At 52.7% G+C, this 19,920-nt stretch carries 17 protein-coding genes; 15 read left to right on the forward strand and 2 right to left on the reverse strand.

The genetic code is table 11. The features are described from left to right. Positions 1-11: 11 nt before the first annotated feature. Both ABEA14_RS11235 and ABEA14_RS11240 read right to left on the reverse strand, forming a co-directional pair. Positions 12-2,447, reverse strand: coding sequence for a LamG domain-containing protein (locus tag ABEA14_RS11235; protein WP_345340101.1), 2,436 nt, complete (start codon positions 2,445-2,447; stop codon positions 12-14). 9 nt (positions 2,448-2,456) lie between these two features. Then, the gene (locus tag ABEA14_RS11240; RefSeq protein WP_345340102.1) at positions 2,457-3,659 is read right to left on the reverse strand and encodes a hypothetical protein; all 1,203 of its coding nucleotides are present in this window, start codon (positions 3,657-3,659) and stop codon (positions 2,457-2,459) included. 313 nt (positions 3,660-3,972) lie between these two features. On the opposite strand from ABEA14_RS11240, the gene ABEA14_RS11245 reads away from it, so the two are divergent. From ABEA14_RS11245 to ABEA14_RS11315, 15 genes are all read left to right on the forward strand, one after another. Then, positions 3,973-6,648: an HzsA-related protein gene (locus ABEA14_RS11245; protein ID WP_345340103.1), complete on the forward strand. Its 2,676-nt coding sequence runs from the start codon at positions 3,973-3,975 to the stop codon at positions 6,646-6,648. Positions 6,649-6,655: 7 nt separating this feature from the next. Beyond that, a complete protein-coding gene (locus ABEA14_RS11250; RefSeq protein ID WP_345340104.1) occupies positions 6,656-7,522 on the forward strand; it encodes an SH3 domain-containing protein in 867 nt (288 codons plus the stop codon). Beyond that, positions 7,492-8,115 (forward strand): outer membrane beta-barrel domain-containing protein, encoded by a 624-nt coding sequence (locus ABEA14_RS11255; protein WP_345340105.1) that lies wholly within the window; start codon positions 7,492-7,494, stop codon positions 8,113-8,115. The genes ABEA14_RS11250 and ABEA14_RS11255 overlap by 31 nt, the downstream gene beginning before the upstream one ends. Before the next feature lie 13 nt (positions 8,116-8,128). Beyond that, the gene (locus ABEA14_RS11260) at positions 8,129-8,620 is read left to right on the forward strand and encodes a TlpA family protein disulfide reductase (protein ID WP_345340106.1); all 492 of its coding nucleotides are present in this window, start codon (positions 8,129-8,131) and stop codon (positions 8,618-8,620) included. Between the two features lie 3 nt (positions 8,621-8,623). Beyond that, positions 8,624-8,851, forward strand: a complete 228-nt coding sequence (locus ABEA14_RS11265) for a DUF4266 domain-containing protein (protein WP_345340107.1) — start codon at positions 8,624-8,626, stop codon at positions 8,849-8,851. A gap of 46 nt (positions 8,852-8,897) precedes the next feature. Continuing rightward, positions 8,898-10,010 carry a DUF3570 domain-containing protein gene (locus tag ABEA14_RS11270; protein WP_345340108.1) on the forward strand — a complete coding sequence of 371 codons (1,113 nt, stop codon included), beginning with the start codon at positions 8,898-8,900 and terminating at the stop codon, positions 10,008-10,010. Between the two features lie 68 nt (positions 10,011-10,078). Then, a complete protein-coding gene (locus tag ABEA14_RS11275) occupies positions 10,079-10,615 on the forward strand; it encodes a hypothetical protein (RefSeq protein WP_345340109.1) in 537 nt (178 codons plus the stop codon). Next, positions 10,606-12,783, forward strand: a complete 2,178-nt coding sequence (locus ABEA14_RS11280) for a DNA repair protein RecN (protein ID WP_345340110.1) — start codon at positions 10,606-10,608, stop codon at positions 12,781-12,783. Before ABEA14_RS11275 ends, ABEA14_RS11280 begins: the two co-directional genes overlap by 10 nt. Next, the gene (locus ABEA14_RS11285) at positions 12,780-15,776 is read left to right on the forward strand and encodes a tetratricopeptide repeat protein (RefSeq protein WP_345340111.1); all 2,997 of its coding nucleotides are present in this window, start codon (positions 12,780-12,782) and stop codon (positions 15,774-15,776) included. Before ABEA14_RS11280 ends, ABEA14_RS11285 begins: the two co-directional genes overlap by 4 nt. After that, positions 15,766-16,593: a tetratricopeptide repeat protein gene (locus tag ABEA14_RS11290; RefSeq protein ID WP_345340119.1), complete on the forward strand. Its 828-nt coding sequence runs from the start codon at positions 15,766-15,768 to the stop codon at positions 16,591-16,593. Before ABEA14_RS11285 ends, ABEA14_RS11290 begins: the two co-directional genes overlap by 11 nt. Positions 16,594-16,679: 86 nt before the next feature. Further along, complete coding sequence (locus ABEA14_RS11295) at positions 16,680-16,976, forward strand: hypothetical protein (RefSeq protein WP_345340112.1); 297 nt, start codon at positions 16,680-16,682, stop codon at positions 16,974-16,976. Positions 16,977-17,123: 147 nt separating this feature from the next. Next, the gene (locus ABEA14_RS11300) at positions 17,124-17,789 is read left to right on the forward strand and encodes a MotA/TolQ/ExbB proton channel family protein (protein WP_345340113.1); all 666 of its coding nucleotides are present in this window, start codon (positions 17,124-17,126) and stop codon (positions 17,787-17,789) included. 3 nt (positions 17,790-17,792) lie between these two features. Further along, positions 17,793-18,317, forward strand: coding sequence for an ExbD/TolR family protein (locus ABEA14_RS11305; RefSeq protein WP_345340115.1), 525 nt, complete (start codon positions 17,793-17,795; stop codon positions 18,315-18,317). Continuing rightward, positions 18,314-18,850 carry an ExbD/TolR family protein gene (locus ABEA14_RS11310; RefSeq protein WP_345340116.1) on the forward strand — a complete coding sequence of 179 codons (537 nt, stop codon included), beginning with the start codon at positions 18,314-18,316 and terminating at the stop codon, positions 18,848-18,850. The genes ABEA14_RS11305 and ABEA14_RS11310 overlap by 4 nt, the downstream gene beginning before the upstream one ends. After that, on the forward strand, positions 18,847-19,779 hold the full coding sequence (locus ABEA14_RS11315) for an AgmX/PglI C-terminal domain-containing protein (RefSeq protein WP_345340117.1): 933 nt from the start codon (positions 18,847-18,849) through the stop codon (positions 19,777-19,779). The genes ABEA14_RS11310 and ABEA14_RS11315 overlap by 4 nt, the downstream gene beginning before the upstream one ends. Positions 19,780-19,920: the final 141 nt, after the last annotated feature.

Raw genomic sequence — 19,920 nt, forward strand, 5'->3', positions numbered from 1 at the left:
ATTCCCTCCTTTTATTGAAACAGCATGGCTGCACTGCCAAGAACGGCGGCACAGCTTGCTTTGACTACAGTACGAGTGCGGTTGGCATCACAGCCGTCAGCGCACACAGTGAGGCGATCTATTAGATCGTTCAGCTCGGATTCGACATCGGCGGCATCAGGCTGAGTCGCAAGTCCTGCTCCCAACATGTTTTCAACCAAGGGGTCGATGATCTGGCTGCGGCCCGTGGCATCAAATGCTGCGTTGGCACTGACACTGAAATCAAATCCCGGGAAGTAGGCAGTTCGTAGCGAACTGTCCTCAACCAGCGCGTCACAGTACTTAATCGCCAGCTGTGTCACCGCCATCTGATGAGATGACAGGAAGGTTTCTATATTGATAACTGAAGGTAATTGCTGCTGTACCGTCAGATAGGTCTCCTGTACGCCATCTGCTGTGGTGGCGACACCTGTCATGACACTCATACTGGCGTTGATTTCGGCGAAGTTTCGCATGCCTATATCTGGCTGCGGGTCCTGATCTGCAGGTGGGCCGGGTGGTACAGGAATCGGTTCGACATAAACATTTTCGTGTCCCGCGAAGCGTTCGAAAGTTAAGAAGAACTCATCACTTTCCGGTCCTTTCTCAAGGCCCACCAAAGTACCCAGCGAGCTAAGTACACGGGCTTCTGCCAGTGATGTTCCTGCGTCAACAGTAACATCCAAATTACCGTACGCCTGTCCGACATTGGCCTCTTTGCCATTGATACCCAAACGCATTCCCTCAATAGGTAAGCTGTCGGTCAGTGCCGCACCGTCAAGGTTTATCAGGTAAGGTTCGGCAAACAGGTAGCTGTAGTTATCAAACTGACTCACCTCGAACACCACATAGGTGCGCGGCAGATTGATCAGGTCACCCACCGAGAACAGCAGGAAGAATTTCTCGCCGACGCCGGCATCGAAGTTCTGTTTAATCTGCTCAGGCGTCAGCAAACGATTGTGGATCGCCAATAAGCGCACGCTGCCTGACCACTGTCGGTCACTCGAGACTTCATTCCCTAAGACCAGAGCATAACTGTCATCCCAACTGCCGATGGTGCCGCCAGCCTCGATATCGGTTAACGGAATTAGCTCACCGTTTACGTAGATTTGTCGGCCATTGACCGGATCAAAAGTCACGACCACATGTTGCAATGTTGCCTGCAGGATCTCATCTGCATCAGGCGTCGACAGCGCGGGCTCACCGTTACGGTCTGTGGTTGAACTGCGGTTAAGGAAGTCATAGTTATAAAGGGTTTGGCCCAGTGTAAAGTTCCGGTCTGTGGTGCCCGCAGAGTAGCTGACAATACGTGCTGGACCTTCCTGGGTGACATTCGCCGGTGCGAACCAGCCTTCGATACTGTACTCGCCTGTTGCAGTGATCAGTGAATGCAGTTTTCTCGATGAGGCGGTTGAAGCCTGTGCTTTACCGCTGTTAATCATCAAGCCCCAGCTGCCCAGCCATTCGACATCGCCTGAGATAGTCAGGTTGGCCGCAGGCTCCAGGCCACTGGTGTCGTAAGCCGTATTGCCTTCGCCGGTTTTGAACTGATAAAGCGCAACCAGATTTTCTTCAAAACGGCCACCTGAAGATGCAACCACACCGTCAGTTAAACGAACCGCTTTGGAAAGTACCAATTCAGGATCGATTTCGGTCAGGTCGATGGCGTCACTAAAGGCCTGAATTGCCGTTTCCATCTCATCAGCATCGCTGGAGCAGTTGCTCCAACAGTTGTGGAACTCGCTGCGTAAACGAACCACCAGTCGAGAGCGGCTTGGTGTGTCCAGGTCGATTTTTGACTTCGCAGCTTCATAGGCTGTTGAAGTGTCCGCACTGGCAAAGTAGGGCGATTGTGGGATCGCAGCATCATCACTATGACACTGAGCACAATACTCTCGGACGATGGGATAGATGGTGTTGATGTAGTTATCTGGTTCGAGTGGGAAGCTCTTGCTGGCGCCAGGCTCACGGATCACCGGATCAGTTAGCTCCACTTCGTTGCCGTCACCACCCAGGGTGCCACCCGCCCAATTGCTGATCCATTGCGTCATGGTTTCAGCACAGGCGGTATCGCTGTCCAGCCAGCAGTTATGGCCTCCGCCAACTTTAACCACCAAGCGAGAATCGCCGGGCCTTTCCAGATCTACCAGAGGGTTGGTCTCTGTATATGCCAAGTTGATATCGTCATCACGCACGAAATAGGGCGCCTGGTCTGTGTTGTGGCAGGCACCACAGCGGTTAACTGCTTCGAGGTTGTCCCACAGATTAAGCTTGAAACGCTGCACATCCGTGGTGGCGGGTGCAGGGCCGTTGTAATTGCCATCGGTCGGTTGCTGATTGCTGGGTGGCAGTGTTTCTGTATCGCTACCGCCGCCACAGCCATTGAGCAGGGCAACAGACGCGAGCAAAGCGATTAATACATTCTTCATCTCGGTCTCCTACTCGCCCATGCAGTACACGGCAGATTCAGCAAATACCTGCTTCATCTTGTAACCGCTGGCTTTAAAACTGTTCACCATCGAGGTGACCTGGGCTCTATCGGCGCCGTCAACAGGTGGTCTCAGGCAAACATTCTCGAATACTTTTTCTACCTGGCATTGTGCAAAAGCTTCTGAATGCGCCAGTTCCTGGCCCATGGTTTTGGCACCTCTGCCACTGCCAGGGAGCGAGTTGTCCCAGCCGAGCAGGGCATTTGTGCCTTCACGCCAGTAGTTGTCCCAGTCGTCGTTTTCGGTGACGTAGCCGTAGATAAAGTTATTGGCATTAATGCGGTATTTCTTAACCACACGGCTGCCGGTATCTGGGTCGAGCTGTCCACTGCTGTTATAGATTAAGCGACCGTTCTCGCCAGTAGGGTCGGCATCAGCATCGTATTCATAGTTGTAGTAGGCAAAGGCCTGTGCAAGCGGGTCCATGCCGTTATGGCAGCCAACGCAGTTGTTCATAAACACGCGGCTGTCACCACCAGGACTGCGAGTCACATCCTGACGAATGCGGTCAGGCATGCGGCTGGTATCGTGGACCTGCTCTAAATCGCGACACATATGATTCATCAGTGTGAAGCGGAACATGGCGCGGTTGGTACCCGCGATAAAGAAGGATTTTGCTGCGCCGCGGGTCGTCATTACCCCCGCGGTAGCTTCAGCTGGTAAGCCTGTCACGGATGATTGTGTCGACTGCACCAGCCCTGTTTTCAGGTTAACGTCTGCAGCTTCCATCGCTTCATAGTGCGCATTGTTGCTGACACTGTATGCGGGTAAGCCAAGTGAACCGTCACCTGTATACAGAATATCGCCCTGAAGTACCTGCCTGAAGTCGATATCATCTCGAATCATGCCGATAACTGTGGCGATATAATCATTAAAAGGAACAAAAACACTTTGGTCTCTGTTGGTCCATGGTGCTGCAAAAAGCTTCAGTGTGACATTGTAAAAATGCTCACTTTCCATGGCGGTATAGGCTGCACCTATGGCATCACCACCATCAATAGCGGTAGCCATGGTTGCAAGTGTGGCGGGTGTAGGAGGTACGCCTGCCAACCTATCATGCAAGCGCTTGGCTTGCTCCTGGCTACCCGCCTGTAGCGGACCAGAAATGGTTACACCGCCTATTAATAAGGCAGCGACTAATAACCGGGTCATGGCATGTCTCCCCAAACGTTGTCTTACCCGTGTTTTCGCCAACTCAGTAGAAACCTTGTGCTCTATTCGGCTTAGTTTCTACCCGTCGGCGTGTCCGGCGAATTGTTAACTAAATGTGACTGTTTTTTCACCGTAGCGGTCACAATAATACGTATTTCTCGTCACTTTTTTCGGATTTTCGTGACCTCCGTAGCTGGAATTTGCGATTTACGCTGTACATAATGCCCGCTCAATAATTGCAACGTTTATTTAACAATTACGCAATTATCGGTACCTGACATGCAGTTAACTGTTTGTCTTAAAAAGAGTAAGCATGATGTCCAATCTTGTTGTACAGCTGAAGTCGGCTAAAGCCAGGGTGGCAGTTGCAGTTTCTGCAGCGCTGGTCGGTTTAGCTGGTTGTGGTGCGGACACGACAGTGCGAAGTGAATCGCCTGATCCCGTGGTGGTTGATTATCCAGTGGCGTATGTGGCGCGACCGATACCCGTGGATGAAGAAGGTGATCGCGAAAGTGAAAGCATTCGCAGGCCTGCCGAGTTCTTCCCCGGCGCACAGCTTATTCTAAAAGATCGAGCGTCAGTATCTGCTGCTGAGACCATCCTGACCGAGGGTGTATTCGATGAGGGGGCTCTCTACGATGTCAAAGATCTCTCTGTATCGGTTGAAGGCGATAAGCTGCTTTTTGCCATGCGTGCACCAGAGATCGAAGATGCCGATGAGGAAGACCAACCCAAATGGAACCTCTGGATCTACGATCTCGAACTCGACACTCTTAATCCCGTCATCAGCGACTCGCTAACCGCTGAAGCGGGGCACGATATTGCTCCGCGCTTTTTACCTGATGGCCGTATCCTGTTTTCCTCTACGCGCCAGCGTACTGCCCGCGCCATATTATTGGACGAAGGCAAACCACAATTTACCGCGCTGGATGAAGACCGTCAGGAATCCGCATTCCAGCTTCACGTCATGAACGACGATGGTACCGATATTCAGCAACTGACATTTAACTTCTCTCATGATTTAGACCCTGTGGTGATGGATGATGGTCATATCATCTATACCCGCTGGGACAATATGGGAGGTCGCAATGGCATTCATCTTTATCGAATGAATATGGATGGCAGCGGCAACGAATTCCTGTATGGCTGGCATAGTCACAACGTTGGCACTGATGGCGACCGCATTGAATATGCTATGCCCCAGCAAACACCCGATGGCCGCTTAATGGTGATGTTGCGCCGTGGCCAGAATGAGTTTACCGGTGGTGAACTGGTTTATCTGAATACGACAGACTACACCGAGCTTGATACCCCGATTGCGGATGCTGCCCCCGGCGAAGCGCAAGAGTCTGCTACTTTTGGAGAGGTGCGGACTGATGATGGCATATCCATTGGCGGCCGCCTGTCCAGTGCATTTCCTCTGGTGGACGGTACCAATCGTATGTTGCTCAGCTGGAGCCCCTGCCGCCTGGAACAGCCGGAAGATCCTGAAGCGCCTGAAGGTGCTGAGCCTCTGCCACAACTCCCTTGTATTGAAGAGAACGTCGCACTGGAAGGTGTGACAGAAGCTGACCCGCTTTACGGCTTGTGGATATATGACATTGGCGAGGGAACTCAGCAGCCAATTGTGGCGCCGGAAGAGGGCATGTTCTTCACCGATCCAGTTGTGATGCAGGAGAGCCCCCGCCCAAGTTTCACTGAAGGCGAACTGGACAGCACTCTGGTTGATGAAAACGCTGCGGTTATCCATATCCGCAGCGTGTACGACTTTGATGGCGTTGATACTGTCGGCATTACCACGTTGCGAGACCCCGCTTTAACGACGGCAGCCGACCGCCCGGCACGTTTTCTTCGTGTTGTAAAAGGGGTGGCTATGCCTCCCGACGAAGTGGTCGATTTCCCGAATACGGCATTCGGTCGCAGTGCGGGCCAACTGATGCGTGAAGTGATTGGCTATGCGCCCATTGAACCGGATGGTTCGGTGAAGGTAAAAGTGCCCGCCAATGTGCCTTTGGCCATGAGCATCGTTGATGGTGAAACCATGCGTGTGGGTGAGCGACATCAGCAGTGGATCACTCTGGTGCCCGGCGAAACGCTGGAGTGTGGTGGCTGCCATACGTCGCAAAGTACCTTGCCCCACGGCCGTGGTGATGCTCAACCTGCGTCAGCTAATGCCGGAGCGCCTGAAACCGGCCAACCTTTCCCTAATACCAACCCAGCCTTGTTCGCCGATATTGGTGAGACCATGGCTGAGGTCGCCACGCGTATCAACGGCACGCCAGCGATAAGTGCGGACCTAAGTTATGTCGATATCTGGACTGATCCGGCGGTACGCACGCCAGACGAAGAGCAGCATTGGCGTTACACCGATATGTCGACCCCGGCTCCCAGCGGCGCAAGCTGTTTTGATAGTTGGACGTCTCTTTGTCGATTGCAGATTAACTATCTTGAGCATTTGCAGCCGCTATGGGAGTTAGACCGTCAGGTGTTGGATCCTGATACAGACGAGGTGCTACAAGACAACACTTGTGTCAGCTGTCATGGCATCGCCGATGCAGACGGCAATACCCAAGTACCAGCGGGCCAGCTGGATCTTCGTGGAGATATCTCTCCAGATGAAGCAGACCATGTGATCAGTTATCGCGAGCTGATGTTTAACGACAATGAACAGGAAGTGGTCGACGATGCTATTCGTGATGTATTGGTACAGGCGGTGGATGGCAATGGCGACCCACTATTTCAAACCGACGGTAATGGCGATTTGATTCTGGATGACGAGGGTAATCCGATCCCAGTGTTAGTTACCGTAACAGTGACCCCAAGCATGAATGTTGCGGGTGCCGCTTCAAGTAATCGATTCTTCGATCCTTTCCGTGCAGGCAACAGCCATGAAGGATTGTTAAATCCGGCAGAACTCAGATTAATTGCCGAGTGGTTGGACATCGGTGGGCAGTATTACAACACCCCTTTCTACGGAACAGGAGATTAAAGCCGGTATGGAGAAATTAGCCCTACTGGCTGCTTGCCTGATCATTTTGATGTTGCTGACTGTCTGTCCGGCAAGGGCGGCAGATTCTATGGCGGCAAGTGCCTTGTCTGTTGAAGCGACGCCACCGCCAGACTCTCCAGAGCCTGCTGAAGAGGCACCTACAGGGGATGAGTCCGGCTGGTTCGATTGGTTCAGTGAAGATGAGCGCGAGCTGGCGTTGGAGATCGCCGAACCTTACATCGAGTTACGCACGGGCCCCGGTCGCGGCTTTCCAATTTTTCATGTCGTAGAGCGTGGTCGACAGGTTGTTGTACTGAAACGTCGTACGGACTGGGTAAAGGTGAAGACACCCCGCCAGAAAGAGGGCTGGGTGCACGCCGATGATATCGAGAAAACCCTGGAGCAGGGGCAACGGGTAGTGTTTAACCGTGGTTCGTTTGATAATTTCCAGCAGCGCCGCTGGGAAGGTGGCTTCTCCGGCGGGGATCTGGAAGGTGCTAACCTGCTTTCTGCCTATATCGGTTACGCCTTTACCGAGAATCTCTCCATCGAATTCACAGCCAATCAGGCATTAGGTGATGTGTCAGACAGCACCCTGCTCGACATTGGTCTGGTTCACCAAGCATTTCCTGACTGGCGTGTATCGCCATTCTTTGGGGTGGGCGCTGGCCTGATCAGTACCGATCCTCATTCATCATTGGTTGAAACCGAAGATCGTGATGACGAAACACTTCATGCCGCCGTAGGCGCCAGAATCTATCTGGCTCGTCGCTTTATGCTACGCGCGGAATACAGACATTACATGGTGCTGACGGACCGTGACGAAAACGAAGAGCTAGAAGCATGGAAACTGGGTGTAAGCGTTTACTTTTAATTGCCGCGCTGGCGGCCTTTCCTGCCTTTGCCCAGGCAGATGAGACGTTTGAGCCAAAAGTTGAACGTCGAGAGATAGATGAAGCCTTGATCGACGATGAAGATTTTCAGGTCGGTGCTTATGCCGGTGTTATCAGTATCGAAGATTTTGGCTCTGAGTTTTTGTGGGGCGTGAAAGGTGCATACCACGTTACTGAAGATTTCTTTATTGAAGCCAACTATGGCAGCTCAGAAGCGGGGGAAACCAGTTTTGAACGCCTGTCCGGTGGCGCGCCTCTGTTGACCGACAGCGAACGAGATTACAGCTTTTACATGGCATCAGTAGGGTGGAACGCTCTGCCAGGTGAAGCTTTTGTTTGGGATAAATATAGCTTTAACAGTGCCTTCTACCTGCTTGCTGGCGTAGGCAGCACCGATTTCGCAGGTGATGACAACTTCACCATGGGGTTTGGTGCGGGTTACCGCCTGTTGGTGAATGATTGGCTGGCACTGGATATCAGCGGTCACGATTACATTTTCGATCTTGATGTGACCGGCGAAGACAAAACCACACACAATCTGGCGCTCACTGCCGGTGTGTCGGTGTTTTTCTAGAGGAGAGAATAATATGGCCTTTTTGAAGTCTCTGTTTATCGTTGCCGGTCTGGCATTGTCTGGTATGGCTTTCGCGGCAGAAGTAAAAGCGCCTGCGCCAGATTTCACCCTGAAGTCTGATAGTGGTGAGAACATTCGCCTTTCCGAGTTACGCGGTGAAATAGTGCTGCTTAACTTTTGGGCTTCCTGGTGCGGGCCATGCCGCCAGGAGATGCCAGAGTTAGATAAGTTGGCGATGGACTTCGCCGATCTGGGCGTGAAAGTGTTGGGCGTTAATGTGGAACAGGATCCTGCGCAAGGCAAAGCTTTCCTGAAAAACCTGCCAGTCAGTTTCCCGATCCTGTTTGATACCACTAACTCAGTGACCGAAACCTATCAGGTTGATGCCATGCCAACCACTGTGCTGATTGATCGTGACGGCCAGATCCGCTTTCATCACCGGGGTTACCAGCCCGGATATGAAGATACCTACCGCCAACAGATCAAGCGTTTGATCCGGGAGTAAACCATGGGTAGCGCAAGGGCAATCCTGATCCTGGTGACCTTGCTGCTTGCTTCCGGCTGCAGCAGCATCAAACCCTGGGTCAAACCCTATGAGCGACAGAAGCTGGCAGATCCGATTATGAGCTTCGACATGCATCCGATAGCGGCTAAACACGATGCTCACGTATTTGAGTCTCGTGAAGCGGCGCGCGGTGCGGACGGCAGTGGCGGAGGCGGCTGTGGTTGTAACTAAGCTAATCCGACATCTCTGTTTATTTACAGCGCTGCTGGCCAATTCTGTGCTGACTAGTTTCGTGCTGGTTAATCAGGCGCAGGCTGCGGTATTGCCTGAAGATCGTGCGGATATTCTCTACCACCGCTACGAAGGCGGCGGAATGACCATTGACGGACCGGCAGTGCTGGTGCGCAAAAGCGTCAGTGAAAAGGTATCACTCTCCGGTTACTACTACGCTGACGCGGTTTCTGCAGCCTCTATTGATGTGGTGACAACGGCCAGTCCCTACACCGAAGATCGCGACGAGTATCGTTTTGGCGTGGATTACCTGCACGGTAAATCCACCATGAGCCTTTCATACAGCAACAGTGATGAAAGCGATTACACCGCCAACACGCTGTCGTTTGGTGTCAGCCAGGATATGTTTGGCGATCTGACTACGGTCGCGCTGGGCTTTGCGTATGGTTGGGATGAGGTTGGTAAAAACGGTGAGCCTGAGTTTGATGAAGAGATTGACCGCTACAGCTACAGCTTTGGTTTGACTCAGGTTTTGACCGCCAACTGGATAGCAGCATTTAACTTGCAGGCGATCACTGATGAGGGTTTCCTGAATAACCCCTACCGCTCAGTGCGCTTTGTCGATCCAACTGTGCCATCAGGTTACAGCTATCAGCCTGAGGTTTATCCGGAAACACGTACCAGTGTTGCTGGTTCCATTACCTCAAAATACTACCTGCCTTACCGAGCTGCGCTGGGTTTTGAGGCCCGTTACTTTGATGATGACTGGGATATTCAGGCCTACAACGTGGGCGTTGATTACACCCACCCGATTGGAAATGAGTGGGTTCTAACTACAAGAGTTCGATATTACAGCCAGAGTGAAGCTGAGTTTTATTCCGACCTGTTCCCATACCGGGATGCTCAGAACTTTATGGCCCGTGACAAAGAATTGAGTGACTTTACGTCGATTACCGTCGGTATAGGTGCCACCTATAAATTGCCATTGGATGATTACACCGAGCGCTTTACCGGCTCGGCCACTATCGAGTGGGACCATATCGAATTTGATTACAACAATTTTCGCGATGCCCGGGAAACCGATGCCGTTGCTGGTGAGGAGTCTTTGTACTCGTTCTCAGCCGATGTGGTGCGGGCGTTTGTGAGCTTCTACTACTAGGCCGAAGTCAAGAAGAGCCATCAGAGTAGAACATCGCTCACTTTTATGAGTGCGGAAGGGGAGAGTTTATGTTTAGAGCCATGATAAAACGGATCTATCAGGCGACACTGCTGACATTGTGCGGTGCGCTTTTTATCACTGCAAACGTGACTGCGGAAGAGCAGCCACTAGCGGATAAAGTCGAAGCATTGAAAGAGCAGGTGGTCAAGCTCAATCGAGACCTGTTCATTCTGGAAGAAGATCTGCTGTTTCCGGCGACCACACAAGTAACCGTCTACCTGTCTGTTGATACCGGCGAATTCTTCAAATTGGATTCGGTTGAACTCAAGCTCGATAACGAGCGAGTGGCGGGATATCTCTACACCGACCGTCAGGTCAGTGCGCTTCATCGTGGCGGTATTCAACGTTTGTTTATCGGCAACCTGAAAGCGGGCAAGCATGAACTGACGGCATTCTTTACTGGTTTTGGCCCTGACGGCCGCGAATATCGACGCGGCGCTTCGCTGGCATTTGAGAAGGGCACCGATGCCAAGGTGCTGGAACTGCAGGTACGTGACGCGACTGAAACCTATCAGCCAGAGTTCAAGGTGGTTGAATGGCAATAGCGCGCTGGCGCCGTGTCGCTCGTGTTAGCCAGGTTTCGGCGCGAGCGGCTCTGATGCAAGCCGTCAGTTGTGTGCCAATTTTCGGAACCCACTTCTTATCGAAAGCAAGCCTTGTTCGTGTGCTCTTGGTAAGTACTTGTGTACTTGGCACTTCTTTTTCTACTGCAGTGAATGGGCAGGCGTCTGAAGTTGACCTTGAGCAGATAGATCATCTTCAGGCTGAGCTGGGATACCGGGTTGGCTTGTATGAGTATTACCAAGGTGATCCGTTGGCCGCGCTGACTTTCCTTGAAGTCGACAAAGTTCGTGTCGCTGAACGTTCGGCCATGGTTGAAACAGTAAACGCTAAAGATCGGGCCGATGCGCATCATGATCAGATCGCAAATGCTCGCTTATTGGAAGCGGGAATTCGGTTGGGATATGGATTACACCGCTCAGCACGCGCGCTACTCAGTCAACTCGTTGCGTCACCTACTCTGTCAGAACAGGGGTATGCCGAGGCGACACTTTACCTGGCTCAATGGCTCTACCTGCATCAGCAACCGGATGCCGCGCTGCGCGTATTAAAGGATATAGGCAGTTCTCTGCCCGAAGAGCAGGCACAACAGGCGGCCTACCTGGAACAACTGCTTGCCGTCAAAACTGGCCGGTCGGATGTCAGCACTAACAAAGATGCAGGTCCCTGGCAGCCATATCTGCTTTATAACCAAGCCATCGGTTATGCCCAGAGCGATGATAATGATAAGGCACAGCAAACCCTTGAGCAGGCGCTGACGCTAATCAGCCAGGGCCGTGCGGTAGAAGATGACAGTTGGCTGGATCTGTTGGCGTGGAGTTTCTGGTTCCCACCGACACCTCTGCCGTTGTCAGAGCAGGAATTGCAGTCTCTGCAGGACCGCGTGCACCTGACCCGCGCACGCCTGTATCGGCAGCAGGAAGACTATCCGTCTGCGGTGGATGCCTATCGTCAGGTATCTATTGAAGGCATGGCCGCACCTGAAGCCATGTTCAGTTATGGCTGGACCGCCTTTAATGCCGGAGACCAGCCACTATCTTTGAAAGCCTGGAGTGCATTAGCACAGCGAGAAGACCTAACCGCCGAGATGTTACAGGTGCATCTTGCGATCGCATGGAGCTATGAACAATGGGGTATGCAAAGCCAGGCGCTCAATAGTTATCAGCAGGCAGCTCAATCCTACCAACAGATCCTGGCTGAACTGCAGTCGCAAATTGACAGCTTGGCACCTGAAGCTTTGATGTCTCAGCTATTGCCTGATACCGATGAAACCTGGCTCAGTGACCAGGGCATTATCAAGGTTGCTTCACTGCCACGGCTTGACCCGTTGATGATCTCACAGCAGATGCAGGCAAGATTGATCGATGCTCGTGATCTGCGATTGCTGCAGCGCAATCTGTTGAACTGGCAACGCAACATGGAGCAATTTGATGACATGTTGGAAGTGCGTCAGCTCTCGCGTGAAGCACAATTGGCGGAGATCCAGGCGGCGCCACCACAAGCTGAATTCGACACGTTAAAAGCGGCGCGGGATCAAATAGCAGCTCAGGTTGCGCAAGCTGAGCAGGACCCGGAAGCGTTGGCGACAGATGAAGAGCTGGCGATCCTCAAACGCCTTAAGCGAGCCGAGCAAACCCTTTCGCAGCTGAAGGAGCACCCCAAATACGCACAGTACGCTGAGCGTCTGCGTCGTGTTCGTGGCACGCTGGATTGGCAGTTACGAGATGATCTGGTGGCCAGGCAGTGGCAACAGACTAAATCACTAAAAGAATTGGATAACCTGCTCCGTGAATCAGAGCAGCGCTTGACACGATTACAACGGATTGTGGATACGCCAAGCGAACAGCTCGCGTTGCAGCAGCGAGTGACCCAGGCGCAGCAAGATTTGACCCAGCAACTGCTGGCAGTTAACAGCACCTATGTGGCGTTGCGTCAGGAGATATTTAATTTGGTGTTGGGCGATCTGAAACGCCAACACGCCCTGGTAAAAGAGCACCTGGCGCAGTCTCAACTGGCGATCACACGCCTCTATGAACACTACCTGAAAATTAAACAGCAACAGGCATTTCCGCAGGCTGCACCTGCACCTTCTCCTGCAACCGAGGCCGACAAAGCCAATCCTGAAGAGATTGGCGAGGAGGGCGCATCATGAAACGAACGCCTGCCAAACTGATGGCCTTGTTGAAAACCGGGCTGGTATCGCCACTGGCGCTGGGGCTCTTGTTATCCGCCTGCTCCAGTACCGAACCTACTCAGGTGAAAACCCTGGCAGATTTGCCTGATATCGAACGTAAGCCGTTTCAGCGGCCTCAGGTAGATGTTTCTACGGAAGGATTGATTAACCAATATCAGGCACTGCTGGCAGTCAGTGATGATCCAAACATCCGGCTTTATGCCCGCTATCGCCTGGTCGATCTGGGTATGCTGCATCAGGAGCAAGTACTTGCCGAAGATGCCAACTTCGATACCGCCTCACTGGATGGCCTGATCGCCGATTATCAGAACCTGCTAGATACCTATCCAGATCAGCCCGATAACCATGCTGTCTTGTATCAGTTAGCAAAGGCATACGATCTCAAAGGTGACCTCACAGCCGCATTTGCCACTCTGACCAAGCTTATCCAACAGTACCCAGACTCGCCCCATGTCGCAGAAGCACAGTTCCGACGTGGCGACATCCTGTTCAGCCAGCGCCGATATGCCGAGGCTGAGCAGGCGTTCAGTGCCGTGATAAAACAGCCAGAGGCCAGCAGTTATCTTCTGAATGCCCACTATATGCGTGGCTGGAGCCGATTTAAGCAAAATCGCTACGACGCCGCACAGCGCGATTACCTGTTGGTATTGGATAACCTGCTTGAGGAACATACAGACCTTGAAGGTCTACCGCGCACCAAGCGCACACTCGCAAACGACACGTTGCGGGTGATGAGCCTGACCTTCAGCTATCAGGCCGGTGGCCCAAGTGTGAAAACGTTGCTGGATACTACCGGCGCTCGCGCCTGGCAGCATCTGCTTTATCAGCATCTGGCGGAGTACCAGTTTGGTAAAGAGCTTTATCAGCAAAGTGCCGAAACTTATCTCACTTATATCGACAATCACAGCAATACGCTGTGGGCCGCACAGTTCGATATTCGAGTGTTGGATATCTATCGCGAGGCGGGGTTCATCACTTTAATCCGGCCAGAGAAAGAGCGATTTGTCATCCTGTGGGGTAAACGCAGTGAATTCTGGCAGCAGTCAAATCCAGATGTGCGCGAACAGCTTTCTCCCCACCTGCATCAGTTCCTGTTGGAGTTGGGCCAGTACTATCATGCCCGTGCTCAAACCCAGAAGCAGTCACTTAGAACTGGCCAAGCATCAGCTTCGGCGCAGGAACAACAAGTGACCGCTGAAAAAGTTTATGCTGGTTACCGCCAGGCGGCCGACTGGCATCTGCAATTTCTGGAAACCTTCCCACTGGATCCCAAGACGCCAGAGATCCGCTTCCTGATGGCCGAAGCTCACTATGAAGCTCAGGACTACAACGAAGCGATTGCGGCCTATGAACTGGTTGCTTACGCCGCTGATGGTGAGCCGCTGACCAATTTAGAGCGCAGTGAGAAAGACTATCAGGAGCTGTTGGCCTACCAGCTAGTGGGGTACGACGCCACTGCACCGGTTGCTGCGCCACAAATGCGAACCGAAGCCGGTTACGCCGCACTGGTTGCCTATCAGTCCCTGCTAGCTTTGCCAGAAAGCAAAGCGCTGGAAAGTGAAGAGTTGCAGTTGTTGCAGCTCAAGCAAGTAAGATCGCAGCTGCGCTTTGCTGATCGCTTTAAATCGGATAGTCGTGCGATACAAGCGCAAACGCTGGCCGCACAATCCCTGCTTCGCCTTAAGCATTTTGATGAGGCTGCGGAAGTCGCTAAGCGTTTACTTGCATGGCAGCCAGCACCCGATCGCCAACAACAGAAAGTGGGCTATCTGGTGCTTGGTCATTCAGCGTTTGAACATCAAGCATTTGTTGAAGCCGAGCAGGCCTACCTGCAAGCACTGCAACGAATGGATAAGAAAGATGGTCAACGCTCAGATACCCTTAAAAAACTGGCGGCAGCTATCTATCGTCAGGGTGAGCAGGCTGTCGCGGCAAATGACAAAGCATTGGCAGTAAAACACTACCTGCGTCTTGGAGAGGTGGTGCCAGAGTCTCGCTTCCGTGAAAACGCGGAATATGATGCGGCGACCTTGCTGATGGAGATGGAGCAGTGGCCAGAGGCGATCGCTAACCTCATCCAGTACGCCAAACGCTATCCGAAATCACCGCTGGTAAAAGATATTCCTACCAAGCTGGCTTACGCCTATGAGCAGTCAGGCCAGTGGCAGCAGGCCGCGAAACAGTATCTGGTGTTGGCAAACCGCGAAGGTGATAACCCTGAGTCTCAGGAAGCCCAGCGTCAATCCTTGCTGGCAGCTGCTGAAATGTATGAAAAAGCGGATGACCTACCTAACTCAATAAATACCTATCGTCGTTACGCCCATGCTTATCCAGAGCCAATCCCGATGGCGATGGAGGTGCGTAACAAGATGGCTGAGTTCTACGTGCGCACAAACGAGCCACTTAAACGCAACTTCTGGCTGAAAAAGATGGTGCAGCTGGACGCCGATGCCGGCGATGCTCGTACTGACCGTTCGCGTTACCTGGCAGCGTATGCATCGCGAGATCTGGCGCTACAACAGCAACGCAGCTTTGAAGCGATTAAGCTCAAATTACCACTGCGCAAAAGCCTGAAAAAGAAACGTGCTGCGTTGGATAAAAGCTTATCGGCGTGGGAGCAGGTAGCGAACTATCAACAGGCCGAATACACCACGGAAGCGACCTATCGCATCGCAGAGATCTACGCCACTTTAAGTCGAGATTTGATGGATTCTGACCGACCCAAAGGGCTGGACGAGTTAGAGCTTGAGCAGTACGAATTGCTGCTGGAAGAGCAGGCTTATCCGTTCGAAGAGCAAGCGATTGAGGTACACCAGGCCAACGCTGAAAACGCCTGGCAGGGTGCCTATGACGACTGGGTCAAGAGAAGCTTTAAAGCGCTCGCCGAGTTGATGCCCGCCCAGTACAACAAACCAGAGCAGGAGGTGACCTTCAGTGACTATGCACATTAAACCAAGGTTGCTTCCAGTACGCTCAACGTTGTGGTTGAGCCTTATTGCCATATTGGTACTGAGTGGTTGCGCCCAGTTAACCGAACCATCACCGGAGGCATCGCAGGAAGTATCTTCGGAAGAAGAGATGACAACCAGTCCTGCGCAGGTTGAGGATGAAGCGCCTGAGACCGGTAGTGCGGATGAAGTGATCGACGTGGCCGACGAATCTGGTGTTCCTGTAGAGGGAGAGCAAGTAACCACTGACGGCGAGCCGACACCTCCGGCAAAACTGCCAAACCCTTATCTGGCATCTGAGCCCGTGCTTTCAGCACAGGTACAGGCACAATTTGAAGCGGCACTGACCACGGCCAAGTCGGCGACAGACGAAGCTAGCAGGCAGCAAGCCATAGAAGCGTTTGAGGCATTGCTGAATGAGCAGTCCAATCTGTCGGGTGCCCGGGTCAACTTAGCGCAGTTGTATCGTCAGCAAGGCCAATCGGAAACGGCGATAAAGCAGCTTGAGCAAGCCGTAGAAGATAATCCCAATAATCTTGCTGGTTGGAACCTGTTGGGCATTTTGCAGCGAGAGCAGGGTGACTTTGCCGCGGCAGAGAAAAGTTACCAACAAGCACTGGACCGCTGGAATGATTATGCACCTGCCCACCTGAATCTCGGCATTCTGTACGAACTCTATATGGGGCGCTTGGCTGAAGCGTTAAGTCATTACCAGGCCTATCAAGCGTTGCAGGATGAGCCCGAGCGCCGGGTTAAAGGTTGGATTAGGTTGATTGAACGCCGGCTGCCTGCAGAACAGAAAGACGGGGAGGGGGCATGAGGCTCTTTGGTAGAAGACTTTCGAGTGAGAAGCTCTCTGGTACAAGACTTTCGAGTAAAAGGCTTCCGAGGTTAAGAGTCCACAACGTGATAGCCGCAGGTTTATTTGCACTATTGCCTGTGGCTGCCGCAATGGCTAATGAGCCAGAAATCGTAGAACTGGAAAGTACCATTACCGGCTCTCAGGAGCAGCCAAAGGTGATTTACATCGTGCCTTGGCAGCAACCCGGAGACCCGAAAGCGATGGCGCAGCAGATCAACAGCTATCTGGATAGCCAACCCCTTGAATTGCTGGAACGTCCAGTTTTTCTGCGACAGCTGCAACAGTTTGAACAGCGAACGGCGGTATCTGACACCAAAGTGAGCCCCAAGCCGCAAAAATAAATGACAGTGGTCAAGAAATAGTTAAAAAAATGTTAACGAGAGGTATGCTGGGGCCCTCACGCTCCGCTGGTGTATTTGCCAGCGAGGCAAAACAGGCCCCAGGCCTCGCATTCGTCTGAAAGTGTTTTTATTGAGGTTGAACAGACTATGGACGCATACAACACGGTGATCCGCTTCTTCCAAGAGGGCGGCCATTTTATGTACCCAATTGCTATTGTGCTGGTATTGGGATTGGTGATCACCCTTGAACGCTGGTTATTCCTCAGCGCGACTGGACGTGCCAATCGCAAGGCTGCCAAACAGGTTCAGGGCAGTCTTTCTTCTGGTGATTACCAGGGGCTGGTCAAGCAGGCGGAAGGCTCCAAAGCGCCACTGCTACGCGTACTCTCTGCCGGTATCATGCGCTTGAAAGATGCTCATCGCCGCGAAGACGTCGAATACGCCATGGAAGAGAGCATCATGGAAGTGATGCTACGACTGGAGAAACGCACCCAGTACCTCGCGACCCTGGCCAACATCGCTACCCTGCTCGGCCTACTGGGTACCATTATCGGTCTGATCGCAGCCTTTACCGCGGTAGCAAACGCTGACCCAGCCGAGAAAGCCAACCTGCTGTCGCAGAGTATTTCAGTGGCAATGAACACCACCGCCTTTGGTTTGATGACAGCGATCCCGCTCTCTATCTTCCACGCCGTTTTGCAAACCAAAACCAGTGAAATCGTCGACAGCCTTGAAGTAGCCGGTATTAAGTTGCTCAACATGCTTTCCTACAAACGGAAAGCCGAACCGGAAGCGGCTGGCAGCAGGGGTTAACCCATGAGGCGGTTGAGACGTCCGCAAAAAAAGGACGCAGAACTCGATATCACCTCCTTCATGAATCTGATGATCGTGTTGGTGCCCGTGCTGCTGCTCAGCATGGTGTTCTCCCACATCTCAGTGCTGGATATCCAGCTACCTGAAGGCGGTGCAGACAATCCGGATCAGAAAGATCCGCCGAAGATCCTTGAGCTGATCCTCCGTAAGGATGGTATGGCGCTGAACTACCCTGCCGGTGTGCCGTTAAAGCGCATCGCCAACAAAGAGGAAGGTTATGATTTTGATGGCCTGTCTCTGTACCTGCAGGACCTCAAGCGCGCCTTTCAGCAAAAAGGGATCGAGAAGCGTGACATCGTGATCCTGATGGAGCCGGACACCGACTATCAGACTCTGGTAACCACGATGGATACGGTGCGTTCATTCCGCGCCGTCGTTGTAGCCAGTCCTGTTGACGCCGAACTGTTTCCGGAGATCTCGCTCGGGGATGCCCCCGCCTTACCAGCGCAAGCAGGAGGTAAGGGATGAAAAAATCAATGAGAGCCAGACGGCTGGCACGCCATCACCGCCGACTTGGCGGCGCGTCCAAGCTGAATCTGGTATCACTGATGGATATCTTCACCATTCTGGTGTTCTTCCTGATGGTGAACTCATCCGAAGTGCAGGTGTTGCAGTCTAACAAGACCATCAAACTGCCGGACTCGGTCGCAGAGCAAAAACCAGAAGAGACGCTGGTGATCATGGTCAACCAGGAAAGTCTGGTGGTGCAGGGCCGACCCATTGCGCAAACGGCGGATGTGATGGCAGGAACTGAAAACCTGATCCCAGCGCTGCACGAAGAGCTTAAGTATCAGGCGCAACGACGCCCGGAACTCAGCGACACTGAAAAACAGCTCGGTCGCCCGGTGACGATTATGGGAGATGCTTCCATACCCTATGAGTTGCTGAAGAAAGTGATGGCCACCTGTGCCGATACTGACTTCCGCAATATCTCGCTGGCGGTAAACCGTAAGTTCGCTTCAGAAGACGCTGATGCTGCAGCGGAGGAGGGCGAAGGGTGACCATTAGTGTAGTTAGTCGCTCCAGCTTCGATATCGCATGGCAACGTCGTGAAGGGGATGACCAGCGCTTTAACCGCTTTCTCATCATCGGTTTGGTGCTATTACTCTGTATTGGTATCGCGATACCGTACATCAATGTGCCGGAAGTTGAGCGTGAGAAAAAAGAAGCGCTGCCGCCACAATTGGCCCGTGTGATCATCGAAGAGAAGAAGACACCGCCGCCTCCACCGCCGAAGCCCAAGCCGGAAGAGAAGAAACCGGAAGAGCCAAAGCCGGAGGAAAAAAAGCCTGAGCCGAAACCTAAGCCAAAGCCAAAAACAGTGGCTGAGGCGCGGAAAAAGGCATCAAAAGCTGGCTTACTGGCGATGCAGGATGATCTCGCTGCCATGCGCGAATCTCTCGACGTGGGCGCACTCAAGAAAGACAAACTCAACAAAGGCTCAGGTGATGCCGCGAAAACATCGCGGTCACTGATCACAGGCAAAGCGAAAGCAGGCAGTGGTGGTATCAGCACCGGCGGCCTCAGCAGCGATGCCGGTGGTGGCACATTGGCTGGTCGTGACACCATGATTGTGGATGCGCCGCCAGAGCTGGAAGATGAGCAGAAGAAAAAGCGTAAGAACCGTGACGGCCAGTTGGCCAGTCGCAGCGAAGAGCAATTGCGTATGGTGTTAGAGCGTGCCAAAGGCAGCTTATATACCCTCTACAACAGCGCACTTCGTAAAGACCCAACGCTGGAAGGCAAGGTGGTGTTTGAGCTGGTGGTTGAACCGGATGGCAGTGTCAGCGCCTGTAAGGTGGTGAGCTCGGATCTGGACAATAAGAAGCTGGAACGCAAGCTGGTACTTCGCCTTAAACTGCTCGATTTTGGTGAAGCCAAAGTGGCAACCACCAAAACCCGCTGGTCGATTGAGTTCTTACCAAGTTAACGGACAGGCAACTGTTTGCAACTAAGTCCAATATGAGAAAAGCCGCGATTATCGCGGCTTTTTGTTGTCACCTCTAAACCACCTCCTATGGAGGTGGTGATCGGCAATTCGGGGCTCTGCCCGTAGAGAGCCCATGCTACA

Source organism: Corallincola platygyrae, assembly GCF_039544265.1.
GTDB classification, from domain to species: Bacteria; Pseudomonadota; Gammaproteobacteria; order Enterobacterales; family Neiellaceae; genus Corallincola; species Corallincola platygyrae.